General features: G+C 57.4%; 16 protein-coding genes and 5 pseudogenes. 8 read left to right on the forward strand and 13 right to left on the reverse strand.

Translation table 11 applies throughout. From position 1 onward, the window contains the following. Position 1 precedes the first annotated feature (1 nt). On the reverse strand, positions 2-568 hold the full coding sequence (locus tag WS46_RS33030) for an AAA family ATPase (RefSeq protein ID WP_063892194.1): 567 nt from the start codon (positions 566-568) through the stop codon (positions 2-4). A gap of 324 nt (positions 569-892) precedes the next feature. On the opposite strand from WS46_RS33030, the gene WS46_RS02190 reads away from it, so the two are divergent. Beyond that, positions 893-1,498 carry a recombinase family protein gene (locus WS46_RS02190; protein ID WP_059689156.1) on the forward strand — a complete coding sequence of 202 codons (606 nt, stop codon included), beginning with the start codon at positions 893-895 and terminating at the stop codon, positions 1,496-1,498. 273 nt (positions 1,499-1,771) lie between these two features. On the opposite strand, the gene WS46_RS02195 is transcribed toward WS46_RS02190, so the two are convergent. Further along, the gene (locus WS46_RS02195) at positions 1,772-2,017 is read right to left on the reverse strand and encodes a helix-turn-helix domain-containing protein (RefSeq protein WP_059689157.1); all 246 of its coding nucleotides are present in this window, start codon (positions 2,015-2,017) and stop codon (positions 1,772-1,774) included. 318 nt (positions 2,018-2,335) lie between these two features. Between WS46_RS02195 and WS46_RS02200 the strand changes: the two genes are divergently transcribed. From WS46_RS02200 to WS46_RS02210, 3 genes are all read left to right on the forward strand, one after another. After that, the gene (locus tag WS46_RS02200; RefSeq protein ID WP_059534785.1) at positions 2,336-2,578 is read left to right on the forward strand and encodes an H-NS family nucleoid-associated regulatory protein; all 243 of its coding nucleotides are present in this window, start codon (positions 2,336-2,338) and stop codon (positions 2,576-2,578) included. Positions 2,579-3,346: 768 nt separating this feature from the next. Next, the gene (locus WS46_RS36830; protein ID WP_373557205.1) at positions 3,347-4,057 is read left to right on the forward strand and encodes a DUF1016 N-terminal domain-containing protein; all 711 of its coding nucleotides are present in this window, start codon (positions 3,347-3,349) and stop codon (positions 4,055-4,057) included. Positions 4,058-4,379: 322 nt separating this feature from the next. Next, positions 4,380-4,682, forward strand: coding sequence for an H-NS family nucleoid-associated regulatory protein (locus WS46_RS02210; protein ID WP_059534690.1), 303 nt, complete (start codon positions 4,380-4,382; stop codon positions 4,680-4,682). A gap of 282 nt (positions 4,683-4,964) precedes the next feature. Here WS46_RS02210 and WS46_RS02215 read toward each other — a convergent pair. Then, a pseudogene (locus WS46_RS02215) lies at positions 4,965-5,186 on the reverse strand (transposase); the annotation flags it as partial. 234 nt (positions 5,187-5,420) lie between these two features. On the opposite strand from WS46_RS02215, the gene WS46_RS02220 reads away from it, so the two are divergent. Next, a complete protein-coding gene (locus WS46_RS02220; protein ID WP_059689158.1) occupies positions 5,421-6,656 on the forward strand; it encodes an IS110 family transposase in 1,236 nt (411 codons plus the stop codon). Here WS46_RS02220 and WS46_RS02225 read toward each other — a convergent pair. After that, positions 6,635-7,741: pseudogene (locus tag WS46_RS02225) on the reverse strand (IS256 family transposase); the annotation flags it as partial. The gene WS46_RS02220 and the pseudogene WS46_RS02225 overlap by 22 nt on opposite strands. 191 nt (positions 7,742-7,932) lie before the next feature. Here WS46_RS02225 and WS46_RS33215 point away from each other — a divergent pair. Further along, positions 7,933-8,214 (forward strand): annotated as a pseudogene (locus tag WS46_RS33215) (IS66 family transposase zinc-finger binding domain-containing protein); the annotation flags it as partial. 588 nt (positions 8,215-8,802) lie between these two features. Here the strand turns inward: WS46_RS33215 and WS46_RS33220 are convergent. The 9 genes and pseudogenes from WS46_RS33220 to WS46_RS34990 all read right to left on the reverse strand — a co-directional run bounded on the left by WS46_RS33220 (position 8,803) and on the right by WS46_RS34990 (position 15,643). Beyond that, positions 8,803-9,690 carry an aminoglycoside phosphotransferase family protein gene (locus WS46_RS33220; protein WP_082721806.1) on the reverse strand — a complete coding sequence of 296 codons (888 nt, stop codon included), beginning with the start codon at positions 9,688-9,690 and terminating at the stop codon, positions 8,803-8,805. A 377-nt stretch (positions 9,691-10,067) separates the two neighbouring features. Further along, a complete protein-coding gene (locus WS46_RS02240) occupies positions 10,068-11,024 on the reverse strand; it encodes a nucleotidyl transferase AbiEii/AbiGii toxin family protein (protein WP_059534700.1) in 957 nt (318 codons plus the stop codon). Next, a complete protein-coding gene (locus tag WS46_RS33230) occupies positions 10,972-11,412 on the reverse strand; it encodes a DUF6088 family protein (RefSeq protein WP_082721808.1) in 441 nt (146 codons plus the stop codon). Before WS46_RS33230 ends, WS46_RS02240 begins: the two co-directional genes overlap by 53 nt. A gap of 367 nt (positions 11,413-11,779) precedes the next feature. After that, a pseudogene (locus tag WS46_RS02245) lies at positions 11,780-11,947 on the reverse strand (UDP-N-acetylglucosamine 1-carboxyvinyltransferase); the annotation flags it as partial. Between the two features lie 61 nt (positions 11,948-12,008). After that, positions 12,009-12,740: a hypothetical protein gene (locus tag WS46_RS02250; RefSeq protein WP_257127706.1), complete on the reverse strand. Its 732-nt coding sequence runs from the start codon at positions 12,738-12,740 to the stop codon at positions 12,009-12,011. Between the two features lie 123 nt (positions 12,741-12,863). Further along, positions 12,864-13,286, reverse strand: a complete 423-nt coding sequence (locus WS46_RS02255; RefSeq protein WP_244139241.1) for an NUDIX domain-containing protein — start codon at positions 13,284-13,286, stop codon at positions 12,864-12,866. Between the two features lie 61 nt (positions 13,287-13,347). Further along, positions 13,348-13,827, reverse strand: a complete 480-nt coding sequence (locus WS46_RS34985) for a hypothetical protein (RefSeq protein WP_156436996.1) — start codon at positions 13,825-13,827, stop codon at positions 13,348-13,350. 325 nt (positions 13,828-14,152) lie between these two features. Beyond that, positions 14,153-15,310: an IS5/IS1182 family transposase gene (locus tag WS46_RS02260; RefSeq protein WP_059534704.1), complete on the reverse strand. Its 1,158-nt coding sequence runs from the start codon at positions 15,308-15,310 to the stop codon at positions 14,153-14,155. Between the two features lie 111 nt (positions 15,311-15,421). Then, on the reverse strand, positions 15,422-15,643 hold the full coding sequence (locus WS46_RS34990; RefSeq protein WP_156436997.1) for a hypothetical protein: 222 nt from the start codon (positions 15,641-15,643) through the stop codon (positions 15,422-15,424). A gap of 586 nt (positions 15,644-16,229) precedes the next feature. Here WS46_RS34990 and WS46_RS02265 point away from each other — a divergent pair. Further along, positions 16,230-16,634 (forward strand): hypothetical protein, encoded by a 405-nt coding sequence (locus WS46_RS02265; RefSeq protein ID WP_373557206.1) that lies wholly within the window; start codon positions 16,230-16,232, stop codon positions 16,632-16,634. A gap of 537 nt (positions 16,635-17,171) precedes the next feature. Continuing rightward, positions 17,172-17,993 (forward strand): annotated as a pseudogene (locus WS46_RS33240) (IS66 family transposase); the annotation flags it as partial. Positions 17,994-18,082: the final 89 nt, after the last annotated feature.

Raw genomic sequence — 18,082 nt, forward strand, 5'->3', positions numbered from 1 at the left:
GTCACGCGTATTCGTCGGGTCCCGGGTCCTCGGCCCACATCCGCGTCGTGAAGAGCGTCGGCATGCGGTCGGTTAAGCTGCGGAAGAGCGCCAGGCGATCCCCATCAGAGTGCGATTCGTCGGGCCCGTGTAGGATGGTTTCCTCGTGTCCCTCGAATAGGTCTGCAATCCGGCCATCGGCGAGGCTCCGCGAGCACACGATGACGGCCTCGGTGCAACTGTCGTCGGTATCTATAACGAACTCGCGAAGCGGGCCGAACTCAGGAACAGTCGGGTCAAAGCCCACATGAAGCCGCAAATCGATTGACGGCACGAGCGCCCGAACCTCTTCGACGCCAGCACCTTTTAGGTATGCTCGGTGCGCCGCGCAGAATTTGTCGTAGCAGGCGCTCGAGAAGTCCTCGATCTCGAACGTGCTCCGTTCAGACAGGAATTTGCGGATGATGTCTGAGAGCGAGGTCTTCCCGCAGTTGTTGCGTCCAACCACGACTGTGGTCTCGTCTTCGAGCTGCAGAGAAATATCATGCAGCAAGCGGAAGTTCTTTATTTTTATTGTCTTTATCTTCACGTAGTCGTCCCACCTGAAAGATTCAGTGTGACTAATTTACACTCAGGATGCGGCTAGCGGTAGTACGGACTGGAAGAGGCCGGAGCAGCCCTCTCGCTCAATGGATTCAACAATCCTTAGCGCGATGCTGTTTCCAATATTGCCGGGGCAACTCCAAGAACAAATCGCTGCGTCGGTTTGCTAGGTGAGCATTGCTTTGTTCCATTTGGGTATACCTGTGGCGAACGGGTAATTCCGCAGAATTTCCGTTCCGATAGAGTTGACAGAATTCCGGAACAATTTATAATTCGGAACGATATATCAACGGAACAACGTGAACTCCGAATGCGACGAATCTATTACGGGCGGGTATCAACCCTTGATGGGCAGACAGCCGCGAGCCAATACGCCGACGCCGCCGAGCAAGGCATTGATCCCGACGATGTGTTCATTGATGAGGGCGTGAGCGGGTATCACGTGCCTCCGTCCGAGAGGCAACAGTGGCAACACGTAGAGCGCGACCTACGTAAGGGCGGCGTCCTAGTGGTTCGCTGGTTTGATCGTATCTCTCGCCGCTATGACGAACTCCACGCGACGATGCAGCGCTTGATAACGAAGGGCGTCCGCGTGGAATGCACGCTCAACGGCATGGTGTTCGACGGGCAAGAGACTGACCCAACCCGCAAGGCCGTCCGGGACGGAATTCTGGCATTCATGGCCACTCAGGGTGAAGCCGATTACCGGAACCGTCGCGAAATGCAGGCCAGAGGAATCGCCGTCGCCAAGGAGGCTGGGAAGTACAGGGGCCGTAAGCACGCCGTCGATTACGCGGAAGTTCGTGCATATCACGCAGAACACGGGGGTTCCGTGCGAGCCCTGGCCGAGCACTTTGGTGTGGGGGTCGCCACCGTCTCCCGCGCACTGAACTCGGTAAACCCAACCGACGAGTAATCTAGAAGAGAACCACATGAACGCAGCGCAAGCTGCTGCCACCGCACTGCCGCTGCCGACGTTATTAAAGCGGCCGGCCGAGCAACCGCCGATACGTTCAGCCACTTTGGAATGACCACGGGCTCCGCGTTAGCAAGGCCCGTCTGTCGGCCCATTGACTGAACCTTGCGGCATCGAGATTACCCTTGGCCAGATAATGCAAAGCCGCCCGAAGGCGGCGGCGCGGCGCTATGGTGCTTGCCAGCACGACTAGTTCTTCTCGCCTGCCCGCGCCTACAAACCTGCGTCGCGCAGTAGCTCAGAGGGAAGGACTTGTATCGCTCGCGCAATACGAACGATGTTCATGAGGGTGACGTTTCGCTCCCCGCGCTCGATCTTGCCCATGTGCGACCGGTCGATTTCTGCAAAATCGGCCAGTGCCTCTTGTGACATCTCCAGTTCCTTGCGGCGAGCGCGAATTGCCGCGCCGAGCGACACAAGGTTTCCGTCCTTATCAAGTTTTCCCGAGACTCTTGCCATGGCTTGAATCGTCGCGCTATGATGCATTCAAGGACACGGTATTTACGACCCATTTTCAGTTTGTCATGCCGCTTGGCTGCCATGTTGAGCTAAAGGTTGCTCTGATTTCCGACTGCCATTGGCCATTCGTTTCTAGTTCTGTTCGGTGTTCGCGATGACGCAGGAGCCGGTTCGGCAGTCCTAGACGAGAATGGTCACGTCGGTTTGCGGCGTAGCCGTGCCTCTCTCAATCGAGGTATCTATTGTCGAGGACCAACAGTGACGACTTTGCAAGAGCTACAAAACCAGATCCGGCAATTGCAGCAGCAGGCGGAGGCGATGCGGAGGGAAGAAGCAAGCGTGGTCATTACCAAGCTACGCGCCGCTGTTCTTGAATTCGGCATTACGCCCGACGATATATTCGGCGCACGCGCCAAGCAAGTCCGGCGCTTGCCAAGAAGTCCCGCTACCCAGAAATACCGCGATCCGTTATCGGGGGCGACATGGAGCGGGCGGGGGAGAGCGCCGCGATGGATCGCGGGCCGCAACCGCGACGACTTCCTCATCACTGGTGCTCAATAGTCTTTTTGGCCACCATCGCGACGTATCGCCGCGCTGACCGTAGGTGCAGCAACCCATGATCCAACTCTTGGTTTGTTCGGGGGATGCTGCATCAGCGACATCCTCGGGCAATCACGGGCAGCCTACTGGTCCTGATCCCGGCGCTCTTGGACCGTTCAGCACAAAGCCAACAAAAAAATTTGCCGTACCTGAAACGGGGTGCATGACACCGCTCAAAGACGAGGTCCGGGTCGTTGACCCGCCCGCCACCGGCCTTATTGCTCCGAAAGACAAGCGGTCCGCTGCGTCGCGCATTTCGCGCTCAGATGGCTCCGTCGGGAGTGGCCGATCGCCCTCGGGAGTTGCAACGTCTAGTCAAAGGAGTTGACCGTTCCGGAGCGAACTATCGGCCACTGGCTTCCTCTGCTGAGATTCGGGCGTCTGACCGGCAAGGGAATCGACGGTCGTTGGCGAGCTCGTTGCGTTCTGCAATTGACGTGGCAGTTATAGGGCTCGATCGACTCTCCCCCTAGTCAGGCAAGGCATTGCCTCATACCGGGTGCAGCAGGATAATGTCCAAACTCTTTTTTCTGACGCATTGCAAGCAAAAGGCTGGATGACAAATTCCCTTGCCCTGCAGGGTGACGAAGACTATCGCCGCTGGCTCACGGAGCTCAAGCAGTGGGTCGAGCTTGCCCGTGCACGCGCCGCCGCAAGCGTGAATCGCTAGCTGGTGACACTGTACTGGCAGATCGGTAGCGACATTCTCGAACGTCAGGAATGACAAGGGTGGGTGCGAAAGTCATCGATCGGCTAGCGCAGGACTTGAAGGCTGCATTCTCCGACATGTGGGGATTCTCTCCGCGTAACCTGAAACACATGCGTGCCCTGGCACAAGCATGGCCATCGTCGGAATATGCGCAGCAACCTGCTGCACAATTGCCGTGGTTTCATCTATGCACCTTGCTCGACAGAGCAAAGGATCCGGCGGTCCGCGATTTGTACGCGAGCAAGGCGCCTGAGCACGGTTGGCCCCGCAACGTTCTCGCGATGCAAATTGACACGCAAGCACATGCGTGGGCGGGCGCGGCCGTAACCAATTTTGATGCACGATTGCCGCCGCATCAATCTGATCTGGCGCGCGAAGTGCTAAAAGATCCGTACATTTTCGACTCCCTAGGCTTGACCGAAGATGCTCAGGAGCGCGACATCGAGCAGGGGCTTGAAAACACAGAGCTTTCGACGGAATCGAAGATGCAGACACTATCAACTTTTGTGCGAGCGGAGGAGTTTGGCCAACCGGACCTGCTTCATACGTACATCGGGCATCTCGTCAGCCTGGGCTTGGTTTCATATACGAATGAGCATCAATGGGTGCGGTCCCCGGGGATGGTTAAGTGCGGCATTCCCAACTGCCAACTCCTGTTTATTCGGCTCAATGGGTTCGGGAAGTTGTTTCATCGTGGATGTTTGTCGGGTGGAATTGCGGACCAGCAATAAGAAAACGCTGGCCCGGCCGGTGCCAAGGAAAACATAAGGGGGAAAGGCCGATGACAACGATCAGCGAAGCGGAATGGCAGGCGAGGTTGAAGCAAGCCGAGGGCTTTGCAGGAGCCGACACCGAATGCTCGTTGTGTGGCGGAGCTGGAGGATGGCCCGAACTTGCCGGCTTCGTCGCGTGTAAGCCGTGCCATGGGACCGGATCGACCGCTCCATCCCGCACGAGCGGGGACTAGGAAAACCCATTGATTCTGTACACCTCAATAGATGGCATAATTCGGCGTACCGCACTTCGCGGTCAACGAGTAAGGGAGATCCATCTATGGCAACGAAAAACTACAAGGACCTGAAGGACCAGCTTGCGAAGCTGCAAGAGGAAACCGAGGCGGCACGTATCGCTGAATTGGATGCGGTGGTTGCTGACATTCGTGTAAAAGTGGCTGAGTATGGCATCACGGTTGAGCAAATCTTTGGTCGTCAACGCTCAAGCAAGGGCAAGGTGGTTTCTGCACCGGTTGCTGCTAAGTATCAGAACCCCAAGACTGGCGAGACGTGGAGCGGGCGCGGTCGTGCCCCTGCATGGATCAAGGACGCGAAGAATCGCGATCGCTTCCTGATCGCATGAATAAAGGGAGCTGCGGCTCCCTTTTTCTTGGGGTGTGTTACCAGCAATCCTACTGTCCGCGTAGAGGAAAACGGGAATCGAAGAGACATGGCACGCCACGCACACTGTAGTGGTCAAGCTCGAGGTTTAGCTTGAGCGGAAATGTGCTGCGGGCGTCCTTATCGAGCACCCCAGTAGAGACGATTCATCGTCCAGGTGTTTGGACGGCGCATTAGCGGGTGAGGGCGAGGCATGAGCTTGTCGGGTGGTGTCAGAATTTCCGTGTTCAAGGCGGGTTGAGATTCACACGGATGGTCGAACGAATCGATCCTCGTAGAGGATAGCGAACTGGTTCATCGCCGTCTTCCAATCATGAGCTGCGCGCCCCCAATCGGCAGTGATGTTGCGCAGTGCCAGCCAGATGAGCTTGGTGGCAGCCTCGTCGGTCGGGAAGTGTCCTCGGGTCTTGATGATCTTGCGCAGCTGCGAGTTGATGTTCTCGATGGCGTTCGTAACCGGCATGATATAGCCGGTGCCTCGCGTTTCCGCGCCGAGTGGTTTGAGCGTATGGTGTGACCATCCGGGACAGGGGCACTGGGGAGCACTTCGGGTGGGCAGGCCGTTGTTACACGATGAGCCGCGAGCTCGTGTTAGTAGTTGGCCGCCCCTGCGACCCGCCCGGTTGCGCTGTGAGCGCGAATCCGTAGTTGTCGTGCTGTCCCACCGGCTCCCAACAGTGATCTGATACGGGAGACGGTTATGCGAATCGTGGGGTTTGACGTCTCGCGCTCAGTGGCCGAGATCGCGTACCTGGAGGATGGCACGCTGCATGCAGGCGGCCGCACCGGGTTGCGACGCGACGAACTGGAGCGTTTTGCCGAGAAGCTGCGCGCCACCGATCATGTGGTGCTCGAAGCAACCGGCAACACTGCCGCCATCGTCAACGTGCTTCGTCGGCACGTCGCGCGCGTGGCGATTGCCAATCCGCTGCAAGTTCGGCTGATCGCGGAGGCTCGCGTCAAGACGGACAAGATCGATGCAGCCGTACTGGCACAGCTGTATGCAAGCGGCTTTCTGCCGGAAGTATGGATGCCGGACGAGCACACGCTGGCGTTGCGCCGACAGATATCGCGTCGTTCACAGCTGGTGCGGCAGCGCACGCGGCTGAAGAACGAGATTCATGCGGTTCTGGCCGCGCATCTGATCGAGCGATGCCCCGCCACCGATCTGTTTGGCAAGAAGGGGCGTGCCTGGCTCGGCGTTCAACCGCTTCCGTTGGACGAGCGACTCGGTGTTGAGCAGCGGCTGCGCGAACTGGACCGCCTCGGTGAGGATCTGCGCGAGGTGGAGCAAGCACTCGCGCAAGCGACCATCGACGACGCGCGATTGCGCGTGATGCTGACGATCACCGGCGTCAACACCACGGTGGCGATCGGGCTGCTATCTGCCATTGGCAACATCGAGCGGTTTCCGAATCCGGAGAAGCTGGTGAGCTACTTCGGGCTCAATCCGTCGGTCTATCAGTCCGGCCCGACACCGGCCAGGCACGGCCACATCACCAAGCGCGGGCGCTCTTACGCACGGGCGATGCTGGTCGAGGCTGCCTGGGGCGCCACGCAGGCGCCTGGGCCGCTGCGCGCCTTCTTCCTACGCGTGCGCGATCGCCGCGGCCAGCAAATTGCTGTCGTCGCGACCGCTCGCAAACTCGCAGTGATCGTATGGTATGTGCTGACACGCGACGAGCCGTTCGCGTGGGACCGTCCCGCGTTGACCGCACACAAGTTACGTGCGCTGGAACTGCAGGCTGGAATGCCGGCGCAGCATGGCTCGCGCAAAGGTCCGGCTGCCGCCTACAGTCTGAAGAGTGTCCGTCAGCAGGAACGAGCCGTGGCTGAGCAGTCTGAGCGAACCTATCAAAGACTGTTTAACCGGTGGAAGCAGTCGCGCCCCAAATCAGACAGCGCGCCGATACGGTGGCCGGAAGCGCGGACATAGCGAACGAGCGAAGTACGGCGTGGGGGCTTGTGTATTTCATCCGTAGTGTAGATAACCTTGCGAACCGCCGGCGGAAACGCGAAGAATGGAATCACACGATCCCAGGCGTTGCGCCACGCCGCGCTGACCGTCGGGAATCTCTGGCCCCATGGCCCGTCGGCAAAGGCATCGAGTTCTGCCCGAGCCGCTTCGGCGCTCGGCGCGGTGTAGATCGGGCGAATCACGGCGGCTAATCCTCGACGGTCTTTCCAACTGGCGTAATCGAGACTGTTGCGGATCAGATGAACGATGCAGGTTTGCAGCGTGGTCGCCGGAAACACGGCGGCCAGCGCCTCGGGCATGCCTTTGAGGCCATCGGTCACGGCGATCAGGATGTCGTGGACGCCACGCGTTTTGAGGTCGTTGAACACCTTCATCCAGAACTTGGCGCCTTCGGTGCCTTCGATCCACAAACCTAGAATATCGCGCGTGCCGTCGGGCAGAATGCCCAGTGCAAGGTAGATCGCCTTGTTGCGGACCACGGCGTCTTCGCGAATCTTGACCCGCAGCGCATCAAAGAACACCACCGGATACATCGGTTCGAGCGGCCGTGCTTGCCAGGCGGTCACTTCGGCCATGACCTCGTCGGTGACCGAGCTGATGAAATCGGGCGAAACCTCGGTGCCGTATTGCTCCTGCAAAAATCCCTGAATCTCGCGCACGGTCATGCCCCGGGCGTACATGGCGACGATCTTGTCGTCGAAGCCCGTGAAGCGTCTATCGTGTTTGGGAATCAGCAGCGGTTCAAAGCTGCCGTCGCGGTCGCGAGGCACCTCGATACGGATCGGGCCGTCCTCGGTCAGGACTGTCTTGGCGCCCGTGCCATTGCGCTGGTTGGTCACGGCGCTCGGCTTGGCAGCGCCTGGCGGGTAGCCGAGATGGTGACTCATCTCGCCGCCCAGCGCCCGCTCGATCAGCGCCTTCTTGAGGGCCAGCGTCGCGGCATTGATCGCGTCTGCGGTCATCGGGCCGTTGCCGAATTGCTCAAGCAACTCGGCGGGAATGGCCGGCAGGTCTACCGGCTTGGCTTTCGGTTTGCGAGGCATACATCCTCCTTCGGAGCATCATATGCCTTGAACACGAAATTACTGACAGGCCCGCTTGTCGCTCGAGGGACACGAGTTTGAGTAACAACAGTATGTCTTGACTTTTCACCGGTCGCCCATGATTTCCGTTCACGGTCCACGGACGGACATCTTCCGCCCCTTACTAGGTCTGTCAACACATTTGAAGAAGCAAACTGCTCCCCGAGCATCTGCCAAGCGAGATCCTGACGTACTGGCCGGAATCGGGTGAAACCTGCGCGGCGTGCGGCGGCCCCGTGAAGCAACTCGGCGAGGACATCTCCGAGCAGCTGGAATATGTACCGGCCAGCTTCCGCGTGATCCGCCATCTGCGCCCGAAACTGACATGCACGTGCTGCGACCACATTACACAAGTTGCTGCGCCGAGCCGCCCCATCGAGCGCGGCCTGGCCGGTCCGGGCTTGCTGGCTCATGTGCTGGTCTCGAAGTTCGCGGAGAGAGGCGTCATTGATGGACCGCATACGATTCGACTTGCCCGACAAACTGCCGCGCCACCAAGTCGTGCGCTTTGCCGCGACGCTTCGATCAAAGGTGGAGGTGGGCCCTCCGAGGGAGTTACCCTCGTACCGCTCCCGGAACGCCAATTCTAGAGGAGGTTGAGGACCCGTGATGAACAAGACGCCACCACGAGAGACCTCGTGGGGGGGGAGTGTGAACAGGAAAACCAAACTACCGACCAATCATGGCAAACAGCTCGTGCCGGTGGAATCGGAATTGGCTGATTTTAAATCGGACTGTTCGGTATTCGACAGGGTCCTCGATGTACATGGAAAGCCGGCTGTCATCTGCGATGAGCGCGTCGCGCCACGCGTACACGCCGGTCGTGACCCTGCCGACCGAGTAGTAGCTCGAGGGGGCAATCATGGCAAACGGGCGGAGCCCACGTGATACGGCCGCAGGTATGCAGTCCCAATACCGACGCCCTTATCTAGGAATCGCTGCATTTGGCTGTTCCAGCGTCTCGCACTGACGAAGACCGTGGACGATTACGACACGCTGTCGCCATGGAAGACGCCCGTCAACTAACGAGAGTCGTTTAGTACTTCGTTGATGACAGTCCAAGACCTTTCCGTCTCGCGTTGATTGCCATCGTGCTGTGCCGCGACAATACACGCTTTCCATAAAGCCCAACCACGTGCACGATTCCACGTGTCTTCGTCAAAAGATAGCTTGTTCTGGAACACTGCACGGCTTGTTCCGGAAAATTGAGTCCAGGCGATTACAAGGTCGCACGCGGGGTCGCCCACTGCCGAGCTACCAAAGTCAATGACTGCACTCAGCCGCCCATCGGTGACAAGCAGATTGCTGAACGCGACGTCTCCGTGAACCCATGCCGGAGTGGCTCGCCACTCAGACTGCAAGGCAACGTTCCACAATTGCTCGACTGCTCTTGTGTCGATATTGCCCTCAAGTTCAGTAAGGGCTGCTCGAATTTCCTGATCGTAAACTGCTAACCGTCCGCCTCGATGAAAATTGTGCGGCCCGGCCAGCGGCCCGCCCTCAACATCGATTTGGTGCAGTGCGTGGAGAAACTCTGCAAGGGAGCTGGCGAATTGATTCATGTCTTCGATCAATTCTGCCTTGGCCGGCACACCCTCGATCCATTTATAAACAGACCATGGCCATGGATAGGTACTGCCGGGCATTCCCTTAACTAGGGGTGTTGGAATCTGGAGAGGCAAATGTGGCGCCAACTTAGGAAGCCACCAATGTTCCTTCTCGACTTGTGCAACGTATGCAGGGCCACTCGGCATCCTGACCACCATATCATTGCCCAAACGGAAGGTCCGATTGTCCCAGCCTCCAGGCTCGATCATTTCTACCGGCAGGCCCTCCCATTCGGGAAACTGCTCCTGGATCAATCGATGAACCAGCTGGTTGTCGATTTGTACGCGATTTGTATTCTGCATCCTGCCTCGGAGTCGTGGTAACAGCAAGCGCTGAAGGTTACCACTCATCCTAACCAATACTCTGAAGGACGTCGTTCGCGGACCGCTTACGTTCAAACCTGAAGTGCGTTTCAGCGTAAGAGGCGTTGCAGCGCCAGACTTCCTTCCCATCCCGATCGAAGATCGCAAGCCCCTTTGTTATCGTGCACCGCACCTGTGGAAACACGGCACTGTGTCCATTCATTGCGGCAGATAGAGCGTTCCGCTCCTTACAGCTTGCCAAGCATTTGCCGTCGCGCAGAGCCATCACCGCTACCAAATCTCTCGAAAATAGCCTTATCTTACCCTGTCAACACGTCAGTCAAGCAGCGCTTACGTAAGGCCACGAGAGCATTGGACTACAGCGTGGCCAAGAGTCGCTCGGCAGTCGCCTTGAACACTGCGAACGCGTCTTTAAAGACAGGGCGATCGGCCCCATAAATCAGTGGGATGAGCTTGTTGGCATACTCGCTCTGAGTTTGCCTATCGTGCTCGATTTCAGCGAGCGCGTCCTTCATGCACTTTGCCGGATCTGCTTCGAACGCCGCATGTTTTGCAAATTCGGCACGGTCAAACTCGACCAAATCTGCGAAATGCGTTGTAGCGCGCTCAACAGCATCTTTGTCGACGGACACGATACGCCAAGTATCGTAGATGTGTCGAACGAGTGCCTCATCCCAATCGTCGCGAACCCTCGCTCGATGCTCTGCGAACCGCCTCATGAACGAAATGACTTTCTCGGCAAGTGTTTCCTCTACTGAGACACAGCACATTGTGAACGGCGCGTTGTCCTGGCCCACCAATCGATAGACCAGATAGTCGAGCGGCTCATCCGAGATGTCAAAGTAGGGTGTGCGCACCGTGAACTCCACGCTCAGATGAGTGCGGAGACTATGGTGCGTCGGATAGACCGATGCGTATCGCCAACTGCTCCCAAAATAGCGGTTTGAATTCCTTGCGATCGCCATATCTTTGATCTCTTCGAATCCTAACCCCTCTAAGACCGTCGCCACCTTACCCTTGAGCGAGGAAAAATGATTCTTCAACTGGTTTTGACTGAGACCGTGCTCAGGTGCAAGGATGATCTTGAGATCGATGTCCTCCGACATTCGTTCGATGAGGTCATGCGCCTTTGAGAGACTCGTACCACCACAGAACACGAGCCGCACGTGCTCGTGTTCGATGGTGGTCAGAGAACGCAAAGCGTCTGTTACATGGATGTCTTTTTCGAGGATTGCGGCTGAAATGTCGCCAAGCGTTTGCTCAGCGAGTAGCTCGTCGATCAAGTCCCGTTGATTGTCTGTAATTGTTTTCATATTTGACGGTTCTGCTACCAAAACCAAGCTTCCGCGAAATGCGCCGGTTACCCGTATTGATCACTACGCCAGCGGGGATCTGTGTCGTCCTCCCAGTGTTGTATTCTGCCGTCAATCGACTCGGGTAAATCTTCACGCCCAGTTTTTCGAGAGCTTGCGAGGCCAGGAACTCGACTGGCATAACCGGAATAGGTTTGCCGCTCAGCTTGCTGCGTTTGGCTTTTGCATATACTCCGACCCCAATTTTTACGACCGTTCCCTCGTCGATCAACTTCCGCAATGCTCTGCTAAGTTGAGCATCACTCCCCATTTTTGCGAAGTCAGCCCGCAGAAAGACATCGGCCTTTCGCCGGCTGACCACATTCCTGAGTTTATCTTCCAGGATCATGACAATCTCCCGCGCACAATAAACTGTAAGGCATTGATTTAAATGCATAAAATACGTCAAACAACACTCATTGAGTATATCACGGCGAGCTTCAGCCGCCACGACGATCCGGGATTTAACAACGGGTCGGTGACGCTCGTGCAGGCGTGGCGAACGCGGTCGGCACGTTGCGGACTCATTTCGGTGCAGCACACGGTTCATCGTGTGGCGCTTGCCAGTGCGATCTCGCGCGAATTCGTCGACGTAGTTCCCATAGAAGGGTATGCAGATAGCCTGCCGGGCTCGTCGCCGCGTCGGAATCGCTGCAACGATCAGGTCATGCTGTGGTTACTGTTGCATCCCGCCGATGAACCTGTGCGCGGCTGGATATCCGAATCATCTTCTGGACGTCGGTGATGTCGGGAACGTGCTGCAACAGCACCGGTTGCTCGGTCAGGAGAGTTGCGCAAAGAATCGGGAGCACCGCGTTCTTGTTTGCCGAGGGTTGTACAACCCCGCGAAGCGGCACCCCACCGTGAATCAACAGATCCGCCATGACAACACCTTTCCATTCGATAATCTCGTTCAGGCGGGTAAGCCTGACTGGATTGCCACCGTCAGAGACAAAGCACATGCAACGAGGCCGCGTCGTCACGTGGTTTCATGCCGTCCGGTGTATGTTGCCGTTCATATCCTCTTAATCGAGCGAACAGCGTTCCCAGTCCCTCGGTGGCGACAAAATCGATCACATCACCGTGGCTCATCAGCCCGTAATGCTCCCACGCACGCGATAAGCCATCGGTGCCAATCAGCATGTGGCACGGTGTGACGACGGTATGGCGCCGGTGAGTGGCGTCGGCCGCGCTGCAAGGATTGAGCGTCAGCGCCGTCGTGCCCTGATTGTGCTGCTGCTCGATTCGCCTCTGGCGCAACGCCTGCAACTTCTCGCCAGAAAATCCCGAACACGGTTGCCACATGGCCTGCGGCTCGAGTGACGACCATGAGCGATCACCGGAAATCGCTCCTCTTCGCTCATGCGGTGCCAATATCGCGAAACAATCCGCGTACTGGTAGACGTCCACCACAATGTGATCCCGCATGTGATGCACATCGGCAATCGTGCAGGCCGCGACGGGATAGGCCCAAAGCGGCGTATTCGGCGCGAGCGACATATATTGGCGCCGGAGCTCCGCGAGCGCCAGCCGCAGCAGGCCAGTATCAAAGCCACCTTGACGCAAGTCGTTCGCCAGAAAGTCGGAAAGTGCAACCGCAAACCAATGCGCATCGGAGCATTGATCGAACGTCGTGAACGGACGTTGCGTCAGATGGGAGCCCCATCGATCACCCATGCCTTGAAGCGCGATTCGGACAGTACATAGCCGACAACATCTTCTGACGGTGTGCATGACGCCGAATCCGATTGCATGGAAAGAATCTGAAACATGTCGTGCAAGATGTGCCTCCGATTGTCATCAAGACAGTTCGTTCCAGCAAAGCTTCCAGTAAAACAATGGGAGATTCATCGGACGGGGTTTCTCGAAGTCGATCCAGGCGGAGTCATCATGCTCGTCGCTGAGCGAAACGTCGCAATCAGCGAATTCGCATTCAAAACATGCAACCAGAACGAATTTTCCGGGAATCACTTCGAACGAGCCGCTACCGACGTAATGCGCGCGCGATACGGTGAGCATGCACTCCTCCTGAACTTCACGCGTCAGCGCCTGTTCAAGCGACTCGCCCATTTCCGGCCGCCCCCCGGGAAGCTCCCACTCTCCGCGTGGGTTTCGTAAAAACAGGACCGACTGCTTCCTGCGGATGATCGCCTTGACGCTGACCGGAACCATATATGAGTCAACCCTGTTCAAAAAATTCGTAGAATCCTGTTCATACACCATCACAAAGGCGATTTTCCTCGCGCATATGCTGGCTCCATTACCAAGCGCCTTTGCCGCTTGGTCAATTTATCTCGATCGATACGTTGCACCAGCGACCTCGAGTGATTTGGTGTCGGTAGCAGCAACGATAGATCGGCATGTTCGGCAGGTCTTCGATAATAGGAATATGAGTTAGTGTAGCGCACGAATATCGCCCGGCGCGGCTCGCTGCTTTCGACATGGTAGGTACCATGTACCAGCGCCTCGAAAAAATTAGCGCATCGCCCGTGGTCAGGAATATATGCTTGATCAGCGGATTGGAATTAGGATTTCGATATTCATCGGGAACTGAAAAATTCGCTCGATGCGATGCGGGAATGCAGCAGAGATGGCTGGCGCCGGAGTTCATGTCGGAGAGTGCGTACAGGACGCCCGTCAAACCGTTAAATATCTTGCCACTCTTCACAAAATAAAACACCCCATCTTCAAACATGTCCGCTTGGTGATGCATCTTCCCGCCAGCGCTAATGAAATTTTCGTCGGCACAGAAGATATGATCCAATCGGAGCCTCGAGGAAAACAAGCGAGCGAGTATTGTGTAAACTGACTCAATATCTATCAGCGATCGCCAATTTTTCGACCAATTTAAATTTACATCATGCAAATAGTGACCAAGGAGATTTTTTCGCCAGAAATCATTGATTTCATCGGTTGGCATTTAATTTGGCGCATTTTTTACAACAATACAGTCATTGACATCGAGCTCGTATGTAAGTCTTTTAATATATTTCATTGTGCCCCTCATTTGAATGATTTCCATGCTTCAAGGAAATTACCCTGACTTTGTGTTTCGGTACCGCCCCAGATGTCATTTCATTTGCTTGGCATTAGGTAAGTATGCTAAATAATGCGTTTTGCACTGCGTTGGCGTCATGCCGCGCTGGTGAAGCATCTCCACGATTGAGCAGGACGGCGAGAATCCAGGCATAAAGAAGCCGCAGCTTCGTGAGGATCATCCGCAGGTTGTGGCCGGCGCCGTATAACGCCGCATGAATTGCATTGCCCAGCGCGCCCTGGAGCCAGTTGCTACCCAGCTTGCCGTCGGCCTTCATGTCTCTGACGGCTGGCTCATTCGCGCTGCGTCGCCGAATCATCGCGCGTGGACCGCAGGTGATGCCGCGTCGCAATCCTGGGTGATAGATCGTCACTCCGTCGATGGCGACGCCTTTGTAACCACGATCGATGTTGGCTATTTCCGGTTGTATATCGCTCAGGATTGCCGCCTGTTCCAGTGCTTCGGCCAGCATATGTCTGTCGTAGGGATTACCCGGCATCGAGCGAGCCCCCACCACCAAGTCTTCCTCGTGCGTCGTTGTGATCGTCTCCTTCACGCCGAACTTGTAAGGCTTGCGTGCCTTGCCCTCCGCCGGGTACTCGACTTGGGGCGCATGCAGCGCGTAAAGCTTGTTTTTGTCCTTCTGCTTTTGCGTCAGAATCCGTTTCGTGCGGTCAATCAGGTTTTCCAACGCCGTGCGGCTTTGCTCAGCGACGGAATCGAGTTGCCATTTGACGTCGCGCATCGCGTGCCCCACCCGCGAACGCAAGGTCTGCAGCGACTTTTTCATGAACTCGTATTGCTTTGCATGTGCGTAGCGGCAGATCTGACTCGCCACGCGGGGTGCCCCGCGGTTGTAGTTCTGCCACAACTCCAGGCCGCGCCGGGCTGCAGCCTTCGCCAGATGCGTGCGACACTGCTCAAGCAACCGCGAATCGGTCGGATGCGCGATCTCCTTCTCGACCCATTGCCAGACGACCTCTTCATTGGACAGGTCGAATCCGTGCTGCAAATAGAGCAAGCCAGCAATCAGGCGCGGCGAACTCGCCGACCACCCACGGCGCGACACGAAGCTTTCGCTCATCGACACGCTTAACCGATTCCAGTCGATTAACTCGACCAAGCGCACCAACGGGTGCGTCAAGTTGATCTGTTCGCGTAGCGGATGCCGGAACAAATTTCCTTCCGGTACGGGCGTCTTGGGACCCATCCACACCCCATCGAAATTAGCGGGATTCGCGCGCCCATATGCCGGCTTCCTGCAATTCTCACAGTCATATATCGAGCTCAACGCCGCGCCGAGCAAGGCTTGCCGGATTATTCAGGGGCGACTATTGAGTTGAGCTGCCGCATTTCGTCGATCTTCGATCCGCATCGGCGTTGAGCTCTGTTGGCCGGAGACTTCAAGGATCTGTCGTCGAATCGATAAAATATCGTCAAGCGCAGTGCCACCTCGAATTGTCGCGGCAGCACTCACTGGCGCAGCCTGCGCAATAGGGCCCATACCTGCCTCCCGCGAAAATTTAACTTTCTCGAAATTCATGAAGCATTGCTGGTCAAATTCGATCATGGCCAGCAGATAAAGCAGTCCACATTCGTCGGGATAACATAGCCTGTTACAGGCCCAACCAGGACAATCAGCACATCGATCTGCGTTTCGAGGCGGCCTACATCCAGGCTGCCGCGAACGTCACAGGCGGGGAGGCGAATGCGCAGGCGACCATCACGATGTCATGCGAGTAGGACGGCGTGCAGTCCTGCCACGCGTGGATGACACGGAGGATTGCGTGCGTCCATGCGTTGGCGGTAGTTCTGACCCTGCCTCGTTTTCACGTTCAGAATTGAAATGAACGCGTCTGTGCGCCGGTCAAAACCGGCAAGGTGTTGCGTAAATGAAAGTGGAGTTTCCAATCGCCACCATGATGCGATTGTTGCCCACACCCGTGACATGAATGCCGATCAGGCCACAGCTCTCGACTGGTCAGTCAGTTGGTATGGCTCTTCACATACACGCGCGCAAGAACACGAGCCCTGCATGTCCGCCGTGGGTCCGAGCGGCTTGCAGAAACAGAATTACGAAGTGGCGATAAGTTTATTGGCTACGTGGCGATGTCGAAGCGGCTGACTGGGTGACGCAGTGGTTCGGAACGCCTTGGCTCAAAGATGCCCCGGTTCATCCGCTGCAACATGCTTTGAAGAACCTGGGGCGGGCATACAGGAATTTCTTTGCAAAGCGTGCAGCGTTCCCGAAGCTTGCCAAGCGCGGCCAGCGCGACAGCTTTCGTTATCCAGATCCGAAGCAATTCAAGCTCGATCTGGCCAATGGTCGGATTTTTCTGCCCAAGCTGGGCTGGATGCGGTTGTCGCGCCAAGTGCCGGGCGTGCTGCGCGATGGCACGGTAAGCCTGTCGGGCGGCAAGTGGTTCGTCAGCATCCAGACCGAGCGAGAGGTTGAGCAGCCGATGCCGCATGCCGAGATACGCCAGTCGTCCATCGATTGCAGTCTCGCGCGAAATACGGACTGTGCAGCGTAGCGAGAAATTGATGAGCGGGCGATTGCGATCCGAACATCTCGCTCACCCGAATGGGACAAAAAGAGGCGACACCTCTGCTGGACGTAGAGGGCGTCTATGGCGAGCGTCTTGCCGCTTTCGGACCAGTTTGAGGGGGCAACGTGCTGATTCGCTATGAGAGGGTGTGCTCTCCGTGGACGCGCTCCACTGGCTTCCCTGTCTGGCATCTTGGAGGTGCACGAGCGAGGGCCCGCAGTTGGTGGGACGGTAGTGCCGCCCGATGTTCCGGGCGGCAGGTTCCAAGCCCCATGAGTTGTAGACAGACAAGCAACTGCCTACAGCGCAATATTGCCCGGCGACGGGAGTGTCGGCTATCGGACGGGGCCGCAATCGGAGTCGGAATGGGCTGATTCAGCGGGCAGTAGCAGTTTAGGATGAGATATCCGCCCGGTACGGGGAGCATGGTGTACCAATTTTGCTGGTCTGTTTGCCGGGGCGCGTGGCCGACCATGACCGTGGCTGCGCTTTGGGAGATGCAGTTCGGCCGATATGGCCACGGCTCCTGCAGTGAAGCGGCCGAGTCGCGAAGGCGCGGGCCGCAAGCTGTTGCCGGATCACCTTGAGCGTGAAGAGCGCATCCATCTGCCGGCCGACGAAGACTGCCCTGATTGCGGCGGGCAACTCAAGCCGCTAGGCGAAGACGTCGCGGAACAGCTCGAACACGTGAGGGCGCACTTCCGCGTGATTCGTCACAGCCGTCCGACGCTGGCCTGCGCGTGCCGCGATCGCATCGTGCCGACTGCGGCACCGGGTCGGCCGATTGATCGTCGCAGCCCGGGTCCGGCACTGCTCGCACACATCGCCGTGTCGAAGTTCGCGTACCACATTCCGCTGTACCGCCAGGCAGCTATGTACTCGCGTGAGGGCGTCGAGATCGATCCGGGCGCAATGGGGGTATTGGACGGACAGCATCACGATGCTGTTCGCACCGCAGGTCGACGCCGTGCGCCGCTACGCGCTGGCTGGCGGGAAGGTTCATGCGGACGACACGCCGCTGCCAGTGCTGGCGCTTGGCAATGGCCGCACGAAGACAGGACGTCTGTGGGTCTATGTGAGTGATGATCGGCGAGTGCCTCCGAAGATCCGGCGGCGGTCTGGTTCGCCTGCACGCCCGATCGACGGGGCGAGCATCCATAGCGCGGAATCTTGCAGACTTCGCCGGCGTGCTGCAAGCCGACGCGTTTGCGGGCTACGCCGCGCTGTATCGCGGCGGCACCATTCAGGAAGCATGCCTGCATGGCCCACGCTCGCCGAGAGATCCATGATCTACATGCCGTCCGTCCCAATGCGGTAACGGAGGAAGCTCTGCGGGGTGTGGGGCACTGCAACTTGGCGGCTGCGCGCATCGCTTTACCGCAAACAGCTTCCGAACGCTTTGCGATCTGGCGAAAATTCACCAGTGACTCCCA

It is taken from the genome of Burkholderia sp. RF4-BP95, from assembly GCF_001521985.1.
In the GTDB taxonomy this organism is placed as follows: Bacteria; Pseudomonadota; Gammaproteobacteria; order Burkholderiales; family Burkholderiaceae; genus Burkholderia; species Burkholderia diffusa.

What these genes read in the sequence shown, in the direction of transcription:
- WS46_RS02255 (WP_244139241.1), bottom strand. Translation starts at nt 13,286, where the DNA reads ATGGTGTATGAACAGGATTCTACGAATTTTTTGAACAGGGTTGACTCA.
- WS46_RS02220 (WP_059689158.1), top strand. Translation starts at nt 5,421, where the DNA reads ATGCGAATCGTGGGGTTTGACGTCTCGCGCTCAGTGGCCGAGATCGCG.
- WS46_RS02260 (WP_059534704.1), bottom strand. Translation starts at nt 15,310, where the DNA reads ATGGGTCCCAAGACGCCCGTACCGGAAGGAAATTTGTTCCGGCATCCG.
- WS46_RS02200 (WP_059534785.1), top strand. Translation starts at nt 2,336, where the DNA reads ATGCGGAGGGAAGAAGCAAGCGTGGTCATTACCAAGCTACGCGCCGCT.
- WS46_RS02190 (WP_059689156.1), top strand. Translation starts at nt 893, where the DNA reads ATGCGACGAATCTATTACGGGCGGGTATCAACCCTTGATGGGCAGACA.
- WS46_RS34990 (WP_156436997.1), bottom strand. Translation starts at nt 15,643, where the DNA reads ATGAATTTCGAGAAAGTTAAATTTTCGCGGGAGGCAGGTATGGGCCCT.
- WS46_RS02240 (WP_059534700.1), bottom strand. Translation starts at nt 11,024, where the DNA reads ATGAAAACAATTACAGACAATCAACGGGACTTGATCGACGAGCTACTC.
- WS46_RS02210 (WP_059534690.1), top strand. Translation starts at nt 4,380, where the DNA reads ATGGCAACGAAAAACTACAAGGACCTGAAGGACCAGCTTGCGAAGCTG.
- WS46_RS33220 (WP_082721806.1), bottom strand. Translation starts at nt 9,690, where the DNA reads ATGCAGAATACAAATCGCGTACAAATCGACAACCAGCTGGTTCATCGA.
- WS46_RS33230 (WP_082721808.1), bottom strand. Translation starts at nt 11,412, where the DNA reads ATGATCCTGGAAGATAAACTCAGGAATGTGGTCAGCCGGCGAAAGGCC.
- WS46_RS02250 (WP_257127706.1), bottom strand. Translation starts at nt 12,740, where the DNA reads ATGGGTGATCGATGGGGCTCCCATCTGACGCAACGTCCGTTCACGACG.
- WS46_RS02195 (WP_059689157.1), bottom strand. Translation starts at nt 2,017, where the DNA reads ATGGCAAGAGTCTCGGGAAAACTTGATAAGGACGGAAACCTTGTGTCG.